General features: G+C 41.6%; 12 protein-coding genes and 1 tRNA gene. 10 read left to right on the forward strand and 3 right to left on the reverse strand.

The genetic code is table 11. The annotated features are described in order from the left end of the window. The first annotated feature begins 7 nt into the window (after positions 1 to 7). On the forward strand, positions 8 to 340 hold the full coding sequence (locus HMPREF1536_RS15685) for a hypothetical protein (protein ID WP_028726190.1): 333 nt from the start codon (positions 8 to 10) through the stop codon (positions 338 to 340). Here HMPREF1536_RS15685 and HMPREF1536_RS15690 read toward each other — a convergent pair. Then, positions 263 to 1,030: an RNA methyltransferase gene (locus HMPREF1536_RS15690; protein ID WP_028726191.1), complete on the reverse strand. Its 768-nt coding sequence runs from the start codon at positions 1,028 to 1,030 to the stop codon at positions 263 to 265. The two genes, HMPREF1536_RS15685 and HMPREF1536_RS15690, sit on opposite strands and share 78 nt — an antisense overlap. A gap of 74 nt (positions 1,031 to 1,104) precedes the next feature. Here HMPREF1536_RS15690 and tamL point away from each other — a divergent pair, with 74 nt between their 5' ends. The 8 genes from tamL (at position 1,105) to HMPREF1536_RS15730 (ending at position 14,079) form a co-directional block, all read left to right on the forward strand. Further along, positions 1,105 to 3,459, forward strand: a complete 2,355-nt coding sequence (tamL, locus tag HMPREF1536_RS15695; RefSeq protein ID WP_028726192.1) for a translocation and assembly module lipoprotein TamL — start codon at positions 1,105 to 1,107, stop codon at positions 3,457 to 3,459. 67 nt (positions 3,460 to 3,526) lie between these two features. Next, positions 3,527 to 3,600, forward strand: a tRNA-Arg gene (locus HMPREF1536_RS15700). Positions 3,601 to 3,790: 190 nt separating this feature from the next. Continuing rightward, positions 3,791 to 4,336 carry an RNA polymerase sigma-70 factor gene (locus HMPREF1536_RS15705; RefSeq protein ID WP_028726193.1) on the forward strand — a complete coding sequence of 182 codons (546 nt, stop codon included), beginning with the start codon at positions 3,791 to 3,793 and terminating at the stop codon, positions 4,334 to 4,336. Between the two features lie 95 nt (positions 4,337 to 4,431). Continuing rightward, entirely contained in the window at positions 4,432 to 6,447 is a 2,016-nt protein-coding gene (locus HMPREF1536_RS15710; protein ID WP_028726194.1) for a beta-L-arabinofuranosidase domain-containing protein, read from the forward strand. 528 nt (positions 6,448 to 6,975) lie between these two features. Beyond that, the gene (locus tag HMPREF1536_RS15715) at positions 6,976 to 7,959 is read left to right on the forward strand and encodes a FecR family protein (RefSeq protein WP_028726195.1); all 984 of its coding nucleotides are present in this window, start codon (positions 6,976 to 6,978) and stop codon (positions 7,957 to 7,959) included. A 111-nt stretch (positions 7,960 to 8,070) separates the two neighbouring features. Continuing rightward, positions 8,071 to 11,496, forward strand: coding sequence for a TonB-dependent receptor (locus tag HMPREF1536_RS15720; protein WP_044191301.1), 3,426 nt, complete (start codon positions 8,071 to 8,073; stop codon positions 11,494 to 11,496). A gap of 6 nt (positions 11,497 to 11,502) precedes the next feature. Continuing rightward, entirely contained in the window at positions 11,503 to 13,338 is a 1,836-nt protein-coding gene (locus tag HMPREF1536_RS15725; protein ID WP_028726197.1) for a RagB/SusD family nutrient uptake outer membrane protein, read from the forward strand. A 6-nt stretch (positions 13,339 to 13,344) separates the two neighbouring features. Further along, positions 13,345 to 14,079 (forward strand): DUF3823 domain-containing protein, encoded by a 735-nt coding sequence (locus HMPREF1536_RS15730; protein ID WP_028726198.1) that lies wholly within the window; start codon positions 13,345 to 13,347, stop codon positions 14,077 to 14,079. A 93-nt stretch (positions 14,080 to 14,172) separates the two neighbouring features. On the opposite strand, the gene HMPREF1536_RS27675 is transcribed toward HMPREF1536_RS15730, so the two are convergent. Beyond that, positions 14,173 to 14,544, reverse strand: coding sequence for a hypothetical protein (locus HMPREF1536_RS27675; protein ID WP_147337515.1), 372 nt, complete (start codon positions 14,542 to 14,544; stop codon positions 14,173 to 14,175). 112 nt (positions 14,545 to 14,656) lie between these two features. Here HMPREF1536_RS27675 and HMPREF1536_RS15740 point away from each other — a divergent pair, with 112 nt between their 5' ends. Next, complete coding sequence (locus HMPREF1536_RS15740) at positions 14,657 to 16,483, forward strand: glycoside hydrolase family 2 protein (protein WP_028726200.1); 1,827 nt, start codon at positions 14,657 to 14,659, stop codon at positions 16,481 to 16,483. A 96-nt stretch (positions 16,484 to 16,579) separates the two neighbouring features. On the opposite strand, the gene HMPREF1536_RS15745 is transcribed toward HMPREF1536_RS15740, so the two are convergent. Continuing rightward, positions 16,580 to 17,785, reverse strand: coding sequence for a DUF418 domain-containing protein (locus HMPREF1536_RS15745; protein ID WP_028726201.1), 1,206 nt, complete (start codon positions 17,783 to 17,785; stop codon positions 16,580 to 16,582). Between the last annotated feature and the right edge of the window lie 7 nt (positions 17,786 to 17,792).

Genomic DNA, 17,792 nt, shown 5'->3' on the forward strand with positions numbered 1-17,792 from the left:
ATCTTGTATGCGCCGGATAGCTTCACATTATATATACTGGCGGAAATGGTATCGTATGCATTACCTGGAGTTGGATGCGGAAGGATGCTTTACCGGTATATATCCTCTGGAGCAGGAGATAGCCGGTACGGAATTTTATGATGGAACGTTGATACCGGTTCCGGCGGATGTTGTCTTTCCGGCCGGGGAAGGTTTCGTCCCGGCTCAATGGATCTCTGCTGCTGATACGGTAACAAAAGGGGCTCCGGTATCAGTATACCGGTTAACCGGCTTTACCCCCGCGACGTCTGAACTCGGCGCAGATAACGGCAGTGGCGATTGCCACATTCAGCGACTCTGATGTCTCCCGTTCCTGCGGATAGTTGGGAATATATAATTTCTCATTGACAAGCGCTTCTATATCCGGCCGGATACCGTTCCCTTCATTTCCCATGATGATAATGCCTGTCTCGGATAATTCTTTCGTGTACATATTTTCTCCGTCGAGGAAGGTACCGTATAAAGGTATTTTCTTCCCGGCTTGTGTCTGTAGGTAAGCGGGTAGATCCGTATAATGTACTTTTACGTGAACCAGGGCTCCCATAGTGGCCTGCACGGTCTTAGGGCTGAATACGTCTGCCGTATCCTGGCTGCATACGATATGTTCGATTCCGAACCAATCGGCCAGGCGTATGATCGTACCGAGGTTGCCGGGGTCTTGTATCCCGTCGAGAGCGATGATCAGTTGCTTTGCCGGGTCTGCTTCTTCCAGCGTCCAGGCGGGGCGTTTAAAGACGGCAAGCACATCCTGCGGGTTTTTTAGGAAACTGGCTTTGCGGATATCTTCATCGTCGGCTTCCAGTAATTCTTTGGCCGAAATGTCTCCCTGTGTTGCCATCCAGGATGGTTTGGCGATCAGCAGGTCACATTCGAATGCGTGCAACATGTCGGCAACCAGTTTATTTCCCTCTGCCACAAATGCATTCAACTCGTTACGAAACTTCTTTAATTCCAGCGAACGGATCTGTTTTACTTTAGACTTACTCAGCATCTTTACTCTTTTTACAAAGCAAAAGTACAGGATTTTATTTAAATTCAGCTACATTTGCGATCGTAAAAGGTTGAATGATGAAGGGAATCCTCCATATACTATATTTCCTATGCCTTGTTTGGGTGCTGGCCGCCTGTAGTACGACGAAATATGTCGGTGACGGAGAATATCTGCTGGATAAAGTGGTAATCGTCTCCGATAATAAATCCTATAAAGCGAATGAGTTGAAGCCTTATCTCAGGCAGCAACCCAACTTTAAGGTGTTCGGACTGATGAAATGGCAGCTTTTCGTCTACGACTGGTCGGGACGAAACGAGAAACGATGGCTTAGTAAACAGCTTCGCCGTATTGGCGAACCTCCTGTTATCCTCGATACTACGTTGGTAGACCAATCGACGGATGAGTTGCGGCGTTTCTTTATCAACAAAGGCTATGTGAATGCCGAAGTGTCTGCTGTATTGGATACATCCAGGCAGAAGAAGGCAATTGTTACTTACCGGATTAACTCCAATGAGCCTTACCGGATACATGATTATACAATGAATCTGGATGATCCGAAGATCGACAGTATCGCTCATTTGAAGGCACCCCGCCGTTCTGCCGTATCATCGGCTTTCCGTGTTTCTCCGGAAGATTATAATTCTCTGATAAAAGACAGTGCTTTGTTTGACAGGGATATATTGGATAAGGAACGTCAGCGGATCACGACATTGCTTCGTCGAAGGGGATATTATGCTTTTAACCGCGACTATCTGGCTTATCTGGCAGACAGCTCTTATAATCGGAATATTGTGGATCTGGATATGGTATTGAAACCTTATCGTCAGCTTAAGCCGGACGGTTCGGTAATCGATACGTTGCACCGTCAGTTTTATATAAAGGATGTAACCATCGTAACGGATTATGATCCGCTGAATCAGGTACAGAGCGATTTAACGCTGGCTTCGTCGGATACGATAAAAGTTGGTGATTTGCAGATATTATATGGAAAGAACGGGAAAAGTATCCGGCCGAGTATTTTATCGAAGAGTACTTACATTACTCCGGGACGTTTGTTTAATGAGCGTGCTGTAGAGCAAACCTATTCTTCTTTTGCTGCTCTTCGTGCATTGCGAAATGTAAATATACGCTTTTCGGAAGTGGAGGAAGGGGATACCATGAAGCTGAATTGCACTATCCTGACTTCTCCTGCCAAGTTGCAAGGGTTTGGTGTCGACCTGGAAGGGACGAACTCGGCCGGTGATTTCGGCTTTGCTTCCAGTTTGAACTATCAGCACAGGAATCTGTTTAAAGGGTCGGAAGTGTTTTCAGCCAAGGTGCGGGGGGCTTATGAGGCTTTGTCTTCGCAATCGGACGGGAGTAGTTACTGGGAGTTGGGGGCGGAGTCTTCTATTTTGTTTCCGCGCTTCCTGTTTCCTTTCGTAAGTGATAATTTTAAACGGAAGATTCGTGCATCTACTGAATTCAAAGTGAGTTATGGCATTCAGACGCGTCCCGAATACCGTCGTGCCATTCTTTCCGGCGGATGGAGTTACATTTGGCAGGATCGTTCAAATATGCAGGCACGGCATACATTCAAATTACTGGATATAGATTATGTTCATTTGCCAAAGATAGATGCTGATTTTGAGGCGGATCTACCTGAGTCGATGAAACTTTATAATTTCACCGATCAGTTTGTAGTCGGTTCCGGATATACTTATTCATTCTCTAATTATAATCCCCAGAACCGTTTGAGGAATACTCATTCCTTACGTGTTTCGTTTGAAATGGCAGGTAATATGCTTTATGCAATATCTAAATTATCACATGCGGATAAAGATAAAGCAGGTTTGTATCGTCTATTTGGAATCAATTATGCTCAATTTGTAAAGGGAGACATCGACTTTAGTAAAAGTATCGTGTTGGATAGCCGGAATAAACTGGCATTTCATGCTGGAGTAGGAGTGGGTTATCCTTATGGTAATGCCAAAATGTTGCCGTTTGAACGCAGTTACTTTTCAGGAGGGGCAAACAGTGTCCGAGGATGGTCTGTCCGTTCGTTGGGACCGGGAAGTATGCAGATCGGTTCGGAAGGCACATTTGCCGATCAGGTGGGGGATATCCGTTTGGATCTGAATGTGGAATATCGGACAAAGATGTTCTGGAAGTTTGAAATGGCAGCTTATGTGGATGCGGGAAATATCTGGACAATGCATAAGGATAAAGACCGTGAGAATGCTAATTTTGACTTTGCCCGTTTTTATAAAGAGATCGCAGTATCGTATGGTTTGGGGTTACGTCTCGATTTCGACTTTTTCCTCCTGCGTTTTGATACGGGTATGAAAGCATATGATCCTCAGATGCGTGGGAAAAAGCGTTGGGCTGTCCTGGATCCGAATCTGAAAGGTAATTTTGCCTGGCATTTTGCAGTAGGTTATCCCTTCTAATGAAAAAAAAGGCTTTAAGGTTTGCAGATTAAAATAATAATACTACCTTTGCACCGCAAATAAGGATGGTTCCGTAGCTCAGCTGGATAGAGCAACGCCCTTCTAAGGCGTGGGTCGAGCGTTCGAATCGCTCCGGAATCACTTAAATAGAAGAAAAAGTCTCATAAACGATAAGTTTGTGGGACTTTTTTATTTTTATATATGCTCGGAAGCAAAGTGTCCTAAGTTAGTATACTAAGCCGAAATATTAAATAAATTCCATCTTTATTAATAAATTATTAAATCTTTACGTATCTTTGATGCCGGTGGTAACAATCTATGGATTTAGAGAATGAGCAGTAACAACGACGATATATTATTGCTAAAGCTTATAAAACAAGGTGATCAAATCGCTTTTAAGCATTTGTTTTATCAGTATACGGATTCATTGGAACGTTTTATTACCTATTATATCCATGACCGGGAAAAATCAGAAGAGTTGGTCTTGGATATATTTACCTATATATGGGAAAACCGTGAACGTTTTGAAATAAAGTTAACACTAAAAGCCTATCTTTTCCAGGCAGCCCGCAACAAGGCATTTACTTATGATAAAAAGATCCCTGTTTACCTGGAGGATGTTTCCACGCAGGAAATCGGACAAGACTATAATTCAGACCTGGAATTGCAGGAATTATACCGTTTGATAGAAGAGGCTGTATGTCTTTTACCTGAGAAATGCAGGGAGATATTTAAGAAAAGCCGCGAAGATAATCTTACTAATAAAGAAATAGCCCAGCAACTTCAAATTTCAGAAAAGACGGTAGAGGGACAAATAACGATAGCGCTTAAGAAGATCAGGGTATATCTGGGCGACTCATATTCATATTTGTGGTAAAAAAAAACTATATTTTTTAGGGGGTATCAGCCTTTTTGGAGTCTATATTTGTAAAAGCAAATGTTTTGATCATCCTGAAATATAATAGTTTTATTATGAAGAATAGTATATTATTTCTTTCTTTAATTTGTGCATCCTGCTCAGCTCCGCAGGATACTTTATTGGAACAGGTTGACCGGTTGCCGGTTGCTGTACAAAATGATTTTTATGTTAGTAACCGTGCTCCTCTACAGCCGCAACAGTTTATTAAATTACCTGCCGGAACCATTCAGCCGGAGGGATGGCTAAAACAACAACTGGAGTTGCAGAGGAATGGGTTGAACGGACATTTGGGAGAGATCAGTGCATGGTTGCAGAAAAAGGATAATGCGTGGTTGGAAACCGGAGGCCAATGGGGATGGGAGGAAGTTCCTTACTGGCTTCGCGGATATGCTAACCTGGCTTATATCGTCCAGGATAACGAGATGATGAATGAAGCCCGGTTCTGGATTGAAAATATTCTGAAAAGCCAACGTGAGGACGGTAATTTCGGGCCGGTGCATTCGAATGACGGAAAACAGGATTTCTGGCCGAATATGATTGTCCTGTGGATTATGCAATCTTATTATGAATATTCTAATGACGAGCGCGTAATCGACTTCATGACAAAGTACTGTAATTATTTACTAACTGTGCCTGATGAAGATTTCCTGTATAGTTATTGGGAAAATAGCCGTGGGGGCGATAATCTTTGGAGCGTTGCCTGGCTATACAACCGGACAGGAGACCATAATTTACTTACGTTAGGAGAGAAAATACATAAGAATACTGCCGATTGGACGAAATCGACTCAGTTGCCTAACTGGCATAATGTAAATGTGGCTCAATGTTTCCGGGAACCTGCTACCTATTTTATGTTCACCGGCGATTCTTCCATGTTATCAGCCAGCTATAATGTACAAAGTCTGGTGCGTCGTGCATTCGGACAAGTACCGGGTGGAATGTTCGGGGCGGATGAGAATGCGCGTATCGGCTTTTTCGATCCCCGGCAGGGTACGGAGACGTGTGGTTTCGTGGAGCAGATGGCTTCAGATGAAATAATGTTGCAGATAAGTGGTGACCCTTACTGGGCCGAGAATTGTGAAGATGTGGCGTTTAATAGTTATCCTGCTGCCTTAATGCCCGACTATAAAGCGCTCCGCTATATTACCAGCCCTAATCATGTGGTAAGTGATTCCAAAAATCATCATCCGGGTATCGATAACAGCGGGCCATTCCTTTCGATGAATCCGTTCAGTAGCCGTTGTTGCCAGCATAATCATGGTTTCGGTTGGCCGTATTATACCGAAAATCTGATTTATGCTACACCAGATAATGGACTTGCCGCCATTTTATACAATGCTTGTAAGGCTAAAGTGAAAGTGGGGAACGGTACCGAAGTCACTATACAGGAACAAACGAATTATCCATTTGAGGAAACGATCCGTTTTACACTTACCACACCGGAGAATGTTACCTTCCCTCTATATTTACGTATTCCGTCATGGTGTAAAAATGCATCGATAACTGTTAACGGAGAGAAGTTGAATGCTGATTTGATTGCAGGTAAATATGCGAGGATCACACGTGAATGGTCGGATGCCGATGAGATAGTTCTTACTGTTCCTATGGAGATCAATTACCGGCAGTGGCAGGTCAATAAAAACAGTGTCAGTGTCGATTACGGCCCTCTTTCCCTTTCATTGAAGATTGATGAAGATTATCAACAGAAAGACAGCCGGGAAACAGCAATCGGTGATTCGAAATGGCAGGAAGGGGCTGATGCTTCGGCATGGCCTACTTATGAGATTTATCCGGCAAGCTCATGGAATTACGCCTTACAGACCAGTGCTCCGATCACTGTCGAGCGTAAAGAATGGCCTTTTAATAATAATCCGTTTACATTAACGACTGTTCCTTTGGAATTTAAAGCGAAAGGACGTCTTATTCCGGAATGGAAAGTCGATGAGTATGGCCTGTGTGGTGTGTTGCCGTATGAAGATGCCCGGAAAGCAGAAGCGGTAGACGAAATCACATTGATCCCGATGGGAGCAGCACGTCTGAGAATCGCTTCTTTTCCCACGACGGAGTAAATTCTACCTGTCATTGACTTCAGCCAGTGATAATTATATGGTGGAATTAGTTTTATGTTTAGGAAATATATTTTGATATTGAAATCTTCTGTTTATCTTTGCTTCGTACAGCAATAAGGGGAAAAGCGTTTCCTGCTGTGCAATGTACGAGTAAAGCATAAGCGTTTAAGATACTATCCGATTCTGAAATCTGGACAATTTCACTATGACCGGATAAGGTACAACAAACGTTCATGCTCTTTTCTTGTTATATACCTAAAATATAGCGTATACCAAGATAGAGAGCGTGGGCTGTTGTATATATTGGTCATAGGGCAGTCCAGAGCCTCAGAATCGATATGTCAACAGTTTCCACGCTTCTTTTTTTATTGTCCAATTCGGAAACTGGTGGATATGGTAACCGTTTTTGAATATGAGCAATTTATTCCTTCCCAATCATTCGCCAATAAAATTATTTTCTAAAAAAGTACAATCTCTTTTAGGGGGTGCCTATTCTTTTTGAGTCTCACGGTGTATAAGATGCAAAAAATGAATAGAAACATACCTTGGGATATTATAATAAAGAGATTCAAAAATGAAATCTCGTTGGAAGAACAGGCCGCTTTGGATGTCTGGCTTGCTGACGGGAAGAATATGTCTGTCTATAATGATTTGAATTCTCTTTGGTTATCAATTGTAGAAGAAGGCACTAATTATGAGTCGAATGTGGATGCTTTGTGGGCAAAGATGGAACTTCGTATGAAGAAGAATGAACCCAAAGTTATAAAATTACCACAGGCTTCTTTCCGTTGGCTTTCCGGAGTTGCATCCATTTTAATCCTGACTTTGCTGTCACTGACCGGATATCTGTCTGTCAAGACGTATAAGAGTAACCTGGCTTATACTTATTCTTCTTTGACCGGTAAATCGAAAGTAATGCTTCCTGATGGTTCGCAGGTTTGGTTGAATACTGAATCAACTTTGGAGTACTCTACTTCAATCTGGAATCAGACAAGAAATGTCAAATTGAAAGGGGAGGCATACTTCGATGTAAAGAAAGATCCGGATCGACCTTTTATTGTCAAGAGTAATGGGTTCGATGTCAAAGTGCACGGTACAACCTTTAATGTAGCGGCGCGTGAAAATGACCCTAATATCAATGTCAGCCTGTTATCCGGGTCTGTTGTTGTCGGTAATGGAGTGGTTTCAAAAACGATTGTGCCGGGCGAGACGGCTGTCTGTTCTAAAAGTGAAGGCAGTATCCTTACTGAAAAAAATGATGTGCTTTTTGCCGTGATGTGGGCGAACGAGTCCATTCACTTTGAACGAAAATCAATCAAAGAACTATCCAAATATTTATCAAAATGGTATGGTGTGAAGATCATTCTGGATCCTCTTATTCCTGAAAGCCAGGCTTATACTTTTTCTATCAGGCATGAACCCCTGGAAGAGATTCTCCGGCTGATGGCACGGACTAATCCTATCCAATACAGTTTTGATGAAAAGAATATAGTGAAAATTATGCATAAGTAAAAACCTTTTAAATCACATTGCCTATGAAGTAACAGAAACGAAATGAGAGAATTGTATTAACCTTTATTTATTAATTAATTTATTTCTATAATAATCTTAAAATAAGAGTTTATGAAGAAGCAAATGTTCTATGAGGCCAGTGGAAGAATATGGAGAATACCTCTGTTTATAGGTCTTTTTTTTCTTGCCTCAAGTTTGTATGGATATTCAAATGAACAAGCAAAGTCTTTCTCAATTCAATTAGAAAATGTTTTGTTAAGTGATGCGATCAGCCAGATAGAAAAAGCGAGCGGTTACTCCTTTTTCTATGATGAGAATAAAATTGATTTTTCTCATCGGGTCAGTATCGATGCCCAGAACCAGACTGTAGCGAAGGTGCTGGATAGTATTCTGAAATCTACCGGACTAATTTATGAAATCTCGAATAATCAGATCGTATTGTTGCCGGATGAAAGGAAAACCACAAGTAAAAATGATTCCGGAACCATTGTAATGAAGGCGCAGCAACAAAAAGGTGCGATCAGAGGTACTGTTGTCGACAATTTAGGCGAACCGGTTATTGGTGCAAATATTGTTGAAAAAGGGACAACCAACGGTACTATTACAGATGTAAATGGAAACTTTTCTTTAGAAGTATCCCCTAATGCAGTTCTGGAAGTTTCATTTATCGGATATATCACCCAGCGTACACCCGTTAAAGGAACAACTGTAAATATTACTTTAAGAGAGGATGCGCAGGCTTTGGATGAGGTGGTTATTACCGGTTTCGGTATGTCACAGAAGAAAGAGTCATTAACAAGTGCTATCGCAATTGTTGGAGCAGATGATATTGCTCGTTCTTCTTCTGTCTCTTCTTCCGGTGCATTGGTCGGTAAAGTAGCCGGTATTAATGCTCGTCAAACGGATGGTCGTCCGGGTTCTACTACCGGTATAAAAATCCGTAATATGGGTACGCCATTGTATGTAATCGACGGTGTTCAAACAGATGAAGGACAGTTTAACCAGATTGACTATAATGATATAGAAACTATCTCTGTCTTGAAAGATGCTTCCGCTTCTATTTACGGTGTGCGGGCTGCTAACGGTGTTATTGTGGTAACTACAAAGAAAGGTAAAAAGAATACTAAAAATACCGTATCGATAAATGCCCGTTATGGATGGCAGAAACAAAACTTCCCCAGACCTGCCGATGCACAGACTTATTTGAATAATTATGTACAATCGGAAACTCTTCAGGGAGTAGCTAACCGTAAATATACTCAGGAAGAATACAATAAATGGATGCAAGGGACAGAGGCCGGTTATCGTCCGTTCGATTGGTATGATTTTATTTGGACAACAGCTCCACAATCTTATGTTGGTGCGAATATATCCGGAGGTTCTGATAAAGTATCATATTATGCATCGTTATCTAATACCAATCAACAGTCTATAGTTCGTGATTTCGGTTATTTTAATCGTACGAATGTTCAGGTAAATCTGGATTCACAGATTAACGAACGTTTTAAAGCTGGTGTATCTATTAATGGCCGTTATGAAAAGAAGAAGAATCCAGGTGTTGCTGGTGGCGATGATTATTGGACTGCTATGTTTGCAACCTACCGTAACTTGCCAGTGAATCGTCCTTTTGCCAATGATAATCCGGATTACCCTGCGCAAACGAATCAGAATGATTTGAACTTTGGTATGTTTACATATGATAAATCCGGATATAATCTGGATATCTGGCGTGTTATGCAGTTGACGGGTAATCTGGAATATAAAATTCTGGATGGCTTGACGGCGAAAGGTTTGTTTGGATACTATTTTGCAGATAATCAATATGACTGTCATGAGTATACTTATAATTTGTATGATTATGATAATATAAATGATAAATACAATGTAGTGTATACAAACTCGAATCCTTACCGTCAGGAAATAAGAAAATATGTAGAAGAATACTCGTCAAATATCCAGTTGGCTTATGACAAACAATTTGGAAAACATAAGATGTTTGCGATGGTCGGTATGGAGGCTAAGACCCGTTCAACACCAAGTCTGACGGTTAATACATTGCCTAAAACCAATGCGTTGGATTTGCTTTATTTCTCTGATATTTCAGGATTAAGTAACTCCGGTAATAATACGGAAGCTCGTTTGGGATATATGTTTCGTGGTACTTATGATTTTGCTTCTAAATATTTAGTGGAATTCTCTGCCCGTTATGATGGCTCCTGGAAATTTCCGCCGAATCATCGCTGGGGATTCTTCCCTTCTGCCTCTTTAGGTTGGAGAATGTCGGAAGAAAACTTCTGGAAAAATACAAGTTTGTTGACAACGGTGTTCTCTGATTTTAAGATTCGTGGTTCTTACGGATTGCTTGGAGACGATAATACAGACGGTTACTCTGCTTTTGATTATATGTCCGGATATACATATAACGATGGTGGTTCTACTTTGGATGGAGTCTATATCGTCGGTTCTAAACCTCGCGGACTTCCGGTAACTACGTTGAGTTGGATTAAAGCTAAAACTTTAGATATCGGTTTTGATGCATCTTTCTTAAATGGACGTTTAAGCTTGACTGCCGATTATTTCCGTCGTATACGTACGGGTTTACCCGAGTCTCGTTATGATGTGCTGATCCCGACCGAAACAGGCTTTAGTTTACCTAAAGAAAGTTTGAACTCCGATATGACGACCGGTTACGATCTCATATTGAACTGGAATGATCAGGTTGGTGACTTTAGTTACTCATTGGGTTATAATATGACTTATGCCCGTTTCTATGATTGGCATCAATATAAACCTCGTTTCTCTAACTCATGGGATGAATATCGCAATAGTAAAGATGAACGTTTTGGTAATTTGACATGGTTGTATGAAGCAGTAGGGCAATTCCAGAGCTGGGATGAGATAGCTTCATATCCTATCGATAATGATGGTAAAGGAAATAAGACGTTACGTCCTGGTGATATCAAATATCGGGATGTGAATGGTGATGGTGTTATTAACGATATGGATAAACGTCCTATCGGCTATCAACGCGGAAGTACTCCGACATTGAACTTTGCATTTAATTTTTACTTTAATTGGAAAGGTTTTGATTTAGCATTTGACTTAACTGGCGGTGCATTTAACAGCTATTCAAGAACAAGTGAAGTACAGGCTCCATTCCACGGAGGAGGTAATAATCCTCAGTATATGATGGAAGATACCTGGCATTTATCTGATATATGGGATGCAGATAGTGAGTTGATACCTGGAAAATATCCGACTATTTTATTAAATAACTCTGGTCACAGTAATTATTGGGAAAGTACATTCTGGACAACAAATGTCCGTTATCTGAAGATGAAAAATCTTGAGTTTGGCTACAACTTCCCGAAAGTATGGTTAGATAAAATACATATGTCCAATTTGCGTGTGTATTTCTCTGCGCAGAATTTATTTACGTTGACTAATACGGATCTGGATCCGGAGGTGGATAAAGATACGGGTATTGCTTATCCTACTAACCGGGTAATGAGTATTGGTTTGAATCTTAAATTTTAACGAAGTATGAAGCGAAAATATATTTATTCAGCAGTTATAGCTTTAATGCTGGCAGGAAGTTCTTGTTCTGACTTTTTAGATCGTGATCCGGATTCTATCGTTTCAGATGAATTGGTCTTTAGTGATGAGTCAATGGTAAAATCAGTTCTGGCTAACTACTATGGTCGTTTGGAATGGGGAGAAAGAACATCCTCTTCCGGTGATTATCAGTATTTGGATGAAGCAATCAGATGTGATGGAGGAGCCAGTGAACATCGTACTTTCGGTGACGATTGGTGGCGGGTATATGATTATGAGCTGATCCGTAATTTTAATCAGTTCCTTATCAGCCTGAAGAATGTAGAATTGGATGATGAAACCCGTAACCGCTATGAGGGTGAGGTTCGCTTTTTGCGTGCATACACTTATTTTACCATGTGTAAAGGTTTAGGGGGAGTTCCTATTGTGGGTGATGAGGTATTTGAATATAGTTCAGGAATGGATGTAACTTCACTGCAATACGCTCGTTCCAGTGAAGTTGAAACCTATGACTATATAATCTCTGAATGCTCGGCAATAGCAGAGATGTTACCGACAGAGGCTACGAAGAATTCCGCTCGCGCTACCAAATGGGCGGCATTAGCGTTGAAATCGCGTGCTGCATTATATGCAGGCTCTATTGCTAAATATAATAGTGGATTATCTTCTCCTATTCAAACAGCAAACGGAGAAGTTGGGATTCCGGCTTCAAAAGCTAGTGATTATTATAAAACTGCTTTTGAAACAGCTGAAATAATTATAAAGCAGTCTCCTTTCCAGTTACAGCAGACTTCTTCTGATAAAACAGAAAACTTTTATGCTGCAACATCCTTAAAGGATAATAATGTGGAGGTTATTTGGGCACGTGATTATGTAGGGCCGGACAACTATATCGGATTTACGAGAGAAAATGTACCGCCTTCTCATGCAGAAGATGTAGACCGTGGTTATCTGGGAGTGATCTTGAATTTGGTGGAAGATTTCGAGTATATAAACAATTCGGATGGTTCTTTAAAACTGACGGATGATAAGGGTAATTACATTTATTATGAAAAACCTTTGGATTTATTTGAGAACAAGGATCCACGTTTATTTGCAACAGTAATAGTGCCGGGAGGTTCTTTCCGTGATACGGAGGTGACGCTGCAAACAGGATTAATGCAGAAGGGAAGTAATGGTGAATGGAATTTCAAAACCGGAAATCCTGGTACTGAAAAGACCGGAAGTGGTTTGTTGATCACATCTGTAAATGGACCTGTTACAGCCGGAGAACAACAGTATATCAATAAAACCGGTTTCTTCCTGAAGAAGTTTATGGATGAAACGATTGGTGCTACGTTGCGTGGAAAAGGTTCTGAAATGTGGTTCCCGCGTTTTCGTATGGGAGAAGTTTATTTGATTGCATCGGAAGCTGCAATGGAATTGGGAGACCAGGCAAATGCTTTGACATATATAAATGCGATTCGTGAAAGAGCTGGCATTTCATTATTAAGCGGATCTGTAACTTTGGATAACATTATACAGGAAAGAAGAGTGGAACTGGCATTTGAGAATCATCGTTGGTGGGATGCTAAGCGTTGGAGAATTGCAGATAAGCTTTGGGATAATAATGAAAATACCCGCTCTGCTGTTCCTTATGCATTATATCCTTATAAAGTGGATGCACCTGGTGATCCGAATGATGGTAAATGGATTTTCGACGAAGAGCGTGCTTATATGGTGAAGTATCCAAGATATTTCCAAATGAGAAATTATTATAATTTCTTTGATAATAGCTGGCTGAATAATAATCCCAAATTAGTAAAGAATCCATATCAAAATTAATAGCATATGAAACAGTTAATTAAATATATCGTATTCGGTTTATTTTCGGTGTCTTTGTTCAGTTGTGGTTTGGATAATTATGAGGCTCCGGAGTCGAAATTGTATGGACAAGTTTTTTATAAAGATGCTTCTGGTGAAAAACATGAGCTCCACGTAAAAGGAACGGCTAGTTCTATCAAGGCTTCTATTTATCAGTATGGATATGCATTATCAAATGCTATAGAAGTTTATTTAGATCAGGATGCCAAGTTTGAGGCGATTCTGTTCGATGGTGAATATCATATTATCCTGAATAGTGGTAATGGGCCTTGGAAAACTGTTCAGATATCTGAAGCAAAAAAGGATACCGTTGATTTTAATTTGAGCGGAACTCAGACTATAGAGCTTTTTGTAACTCCTTATTTCTTAGTTAAAAATGCAAATGTATCTCTGTCTGGCTCAACAATAAGTGCAACTTGTGATATTGAAAGAATAATTGAAGATGCAGAAGTTTCTGTTGCTGAAGTATTTTTAAGTACAACCAATTTTGTAGATGAGGATTCAAACTTTGCCCGATATTCTTTTGAAGATAAGACTCCAGGAGCGGGTAAGTCTTATTCTGTAACGATTACGGATGGAAATGTATTGTCTTCAATAGAAACAGCGAAAAAGCGTTCCGGGAAAATATACGGCCGTATTGGTGTGAAAGCTAATGGAGCAAGCCAATATATTTATTCCAACGTTTTTGAATTGAGTTTATAAATAAGGAGATCTTTATAAAGAAAGAGCTACCCATCACAGGGTAGCTCTTTTTACTAGAAAACAATGAAGATGTTTAATAATAGTGATACAGAATTATCGTTCTATAGTAAAGCAATAGGTTTGAACATTCGGGCCACTTTCTCCCGGAACGCTGATTCTGAATCTGTCTCCTAGAATAGAAACTTGTGTTGTCCCTTTGGGATAATATTTTGCACCACCACCTTGATCCCATTGCCAATCAATACGAAAACTAGAGCCTGCTCCTTTTGTGAAAAAAAGGTTTGAACCGCTTTGATCGATGTAAATGACATCGCTTGAAAGACGATTCCCACAAGTTTGTACAAGTGTTGGTGTTGAAGCAACAGTTTCTGTTTTTACATTTTCTGTTTTGTGCTCTTTTTCAGTAAAAGAACTTAGTCCGAGTGATAATAGACTTAGACATGCAAACATTGTAATTTGTTTCATAACTTAATAAAATTATGGGTTAAACAATAAAGTTATCATATATTTAGACTCAAAAAAGGAGGGTATCCCCTAAATGGTTATGCTTAAAAATCAAATATTAAATAGTTATATCATGAAAAAAGTTGTGTTTCTTAGTTTGGCCTTCAGTCTCTTCTTGGGAGGAGCATTTGAAATGAAGGCTCAGCGTTCGGAAAAGTTTACCTTACCGACCCCTTGGACTGATAAGGCATTGGAGGCGTCTGTTCCTCTGCCGGAGTATCCGCGGCCGCAGATGGTGAGGGCGGATTGGCAGAATTTGAACGGCATGTGGGATTATATGGGAGGGAAAGAGTTGCAAGATCCGGTATCGGCAACTACTGTCCCGGCATTTCCAGCGAAACCGGAGCAGATACGGGTACCTTTTCCGCCTGAAGCGGAGTTGTCCGGTATCGCCCGCAAAGGGGATACTTGTTTGTGGTATCGCCGAAGTTTTACTATTCCTAAAACGTGGAAAGGTAAAAATGTCTTGTTACATTTCGGAGCAGTAGACCGTATTGCGACCATTTTTGTAAATGGCAAGAAAGTAGGAGCACATACGGGAGGCTACGAGGCTTTTACTTTTGATATCACCGACTACCTGAAGTCCGGGGAGAACTCGCTGGTTGTCGGAGCTTATGATCCCAACGATGGAAAGGCGGCATCCGGTAAGAACGGCCCGCGTGGCGATTATACCTTTACTTCCGGTATCTGGCAGACTGTCTGGATGGAACCGGTGGAAAAACAATTCATCTCCCGGATCAAACTGATCCCGGATCTGACAAATAACCGCTTGGAGGTTACAGTTTTGACAGAAGACGCCGGATTTAAAGTGGCCGCTATCGCCAAAGATGGAACTACCGAAGTTGCCAAATCGGAAGGGACGGCGAACAACAAGTTTTATTTGCCTATCCGGAACCCTCACCTGTGGAGTCCTGAAGATCCGTTCTTATACGATTTGAAGTTGCAGTTGAAGAATCCAGGAGGCAAAGTAGTAGATGAAGTGGATTCCTATTTCGGTATGCGCTCCGTTTCTTTGGGAAAGGTGGATGGGATCAACCGTCCCTTGTTGAACGGCAAGTTTGTATTCCAGATAGGCCTTTTGGATCAGGGCTACTGGCCGGATGGTATTTTTACGGCACCGACGGATGAAGCGTTGCTGTACGATATCGAGTTGGCTAAACGGGCCGGTTTCAATGTGATCCGTAAACATATAAAGGTAGAACCCCAGCGTTGGTATTATCATTGCGACCGTTTAGGTCTGCTGGTCTGGCAGGACATGCCTAACCTGTGGGAACCGGACGGGGCAGACTCCGTTGCTGTACGCCGGCAGTTCCGTGACGAATTGAAAGTGATGATCGACCAGCATATCAGCTCTCCCTCTATTGTGATGTGGGTTCCTTTTAATGAAAACTGGGGCGCTTTCGAGGTAACGGATATAACAGACTGGGTGAAAAAGTATGATCCCAGCCGCTTGGTCAATGGCCTGTCCGGTTACAACTACGCGCCGGGTTACCGCCCGGCCTATGGCGATCCGGGGAATGGCGATTTTGTCGATATGCACCATTATGGCAAAATAGAACCGAAGGCAATGCCCTGTCCGGATGAAAAAAGGGCAGCGTCTCTCGGAGAGTTCGGAGGTAAGGGGCTGTTTGTCAGAAACCATTTATGGCCTGTTCGCAATGATGCCTATGAAATGATGTTGAATAAAGAAACCTTAACCGACACCTATATACTCATGCTCAACGAACTGGAACAGATGATCCGGTATTTCGGCTTGAGTACGGCTATCTACACACAGACAACGGATGTGGAGCACGAGATAAACGGGCTGGTCACATACGACCGTTGGGTCGAGAAGATGGATCTGGAGAAGGTTGAACAAATCAACCGGGAAGTGATAGAAAGCACACGGCAAAAATAAGCAGTCAGCCTGTGTGAGTGAAGGTAGCACTATAGTGCTGATAGGTATAAGACAATAGTGTTGAAGTACCTGAGTCTATAGTGCTACCTTTCTTTATTATTTCCGTCGCAAAGGTACCTTGGCAAACCAGGTCAGCGTGCGCCAGAGCCATTCTATCGGGCCGTAGTAAAAACGTTTCATCCACCAATTGCTGTAACCGATCTGGATAAAGCAGAAAACAATGCCGACCAGTAAACTTTGCAGGTAGTTGAACTCTACCGCCAGGTTAGCACCGAAACCATAGAACAAAGTAACTCCCACCATCGATTGAGCCATATAATTCGTCACGCTCATACGACCGACCGGAGCGATCCTGTCCATCACATTACGTCCGTTATAACGATAATACAGCAAGGTAAAACCACAGATATAAATCATCATCATACCTAAATTGGCATACGTCTTAAACAAGGTCTTTCCGACAGAAAGGGCAAAACCTTCCACCCCGAGGACGGGGAGTAATAATACGATCGCATAAAAAGCAATGAACCATACAATGCTGTAAGGCAATACCATCCGGCTATACTTAACCATCTTTTCCTCACTCTTATGAATACCCATGCGTCCGATCAGCATACCGGTAATGAACAAACCGAACAGCTGTAAATAGCGATAATTATTGAATACCCACAGGAGCTTGGCCAACTGTCCTTTCCATAGGTTGAACTCTATTACTCCCCCAAAAGTACAGTCTGTAAACCGTTGGGCACAGAGATCATACAGATGGTTCATATAGACAACGGCAGCCGTAGGCTGATTAGGCACATTGTTTTCCAGCAGAGAAATGAAACTGATAACAGCCGGTATCTGTAAGAATAACAGGACACATAAAACGACCAGCCATTTCGACGGAACCTTATATAACGGTATCAGGAAAACACCCAGGATGGCATACACGGCAAAGAATTCACCCAGGTAAACCAAACCGTTGATATATCCGAATACGAGTAATAACGTCAGACGCCATAAAAAACGTCCGCGGAAATCATATCCTTTGGCTGCCTGCGAGTCCATCTGCATAAAGAAACTCAGGCCGAAGAGAAGCGAGAAGATCGCATACGACTTCCCGGCAAATAAAAACGACATCGAGTCGAAAACAAACGTATCGACTGCTTGCCAGAAAGGCGATTCCACTACCGGAACATACGTCAGGTCGAAACGCTCCATACAATGGAGTAACATGATCCCTATCAGGGCAAAGCCACGCAACGCATCTATGGAGTTGATGCGTTGCTTCGGGGTAATAACAGGTTTACTATGCATCGTTGAA

This window comes from Parabacteroides gordonii MS-1 = DSM 23371, from assembly GCF_000969825.1.
GTDB lineage: Bacteria > Bacteroidota > Bacteroidia > Bacteroidales > Tannerellaceae > Parabacteroides > Parabacteroides gordonii.

Excerpts from the sequence above, each read along its gene's own strand:
- HMPREF1536_RS15705 (WP_028726193.1), top strand. The coding sequence starts at position 3,791 with ATGAGCAGTAACAACGACGATATATTATTGCTAAAGCTTATAAAACAA.
- HMPREF1536_RS15745 (WP_028726201.1), bottom strand. The coding sequence starts at position 17,785 with ATGCATAGTAAACCTGTTATTACCCCGAAGCAACGCATCAACTCCATA.
- HMPREF1536_RS15690 (WP_028726191.1), bottom strand. The coding sequence starts at position 1,030 with ATGCTGAGTAAGTCTAAAGTAAAACAGATCCGTTCGCTGGAATTAAAG.
- HMPREF1536_RS15685 (WP_028726190.1), top strand. The coding sequence starts at position 8 with ATGCGCCGGATAGCTTCACATTATATATACTGGCGGAAATGGTATCGT.
- HMPREF1536_RS15715 (WP_028726195.1), top strand. The coding sequence starts at position 6,976 with ATGAATAGAAACATACCTTGGGATATTATAATAAAGAGATTCAAAAAT.
- HMPREF1536_RS15725 (WP_028726197.1), top strand. The coding sequence starts at position 11,503 with ATGAAGCGAAAATATATTTATTCAGCAGTTATAGCTTTAATGCTGGCA.
- HMPREF1536_RS15740 (WP_028726200.1), top strand. The coding sequence starts at position 14,657 with ATGAAAAAAGTTGTGTTTCTTAGTTTGGCCTTCAGTCTCTTCTTGGGA.
- HMPREF1536_RS15720 (WP_044191301.1), top strand. The coding sequence starts at position 8,071 with ATGAAGAAGCAAATGTTCTATGAGGCCAGTGGAAGAATATGGAGAATA.
- tamL (WP_028726192.1), top strand. The coding sequence starts at position 1,105 with ATGATGAAGGGAATCCTCCATATACTATATTTCCTATGCCTTGTTTGG.
- HMPREF1536_RS15710 (WP_028726194.1), top strand. The coding sequence starts at position 4,432 with ATGAAGAATAGTATATTATTTCTTTCTTTAATTTGTGCATCCTGCTCA.
- HMPREF1536_RS15730 (WP_028726198.1), top strand. The coding sequence starts at position 13,345 with ATGAAACAGTTAATTAAATATATCGTATTCGGTTTATTTTCGGTGTCT.
- HMPREF1536_RS27675 (WP_147337515.1), bottom strand. The coding sequence starts at position 14,544 with ATGAAACAAATTACAATGTTTGCATGTCTAAGTCTATTATCACTCGGA.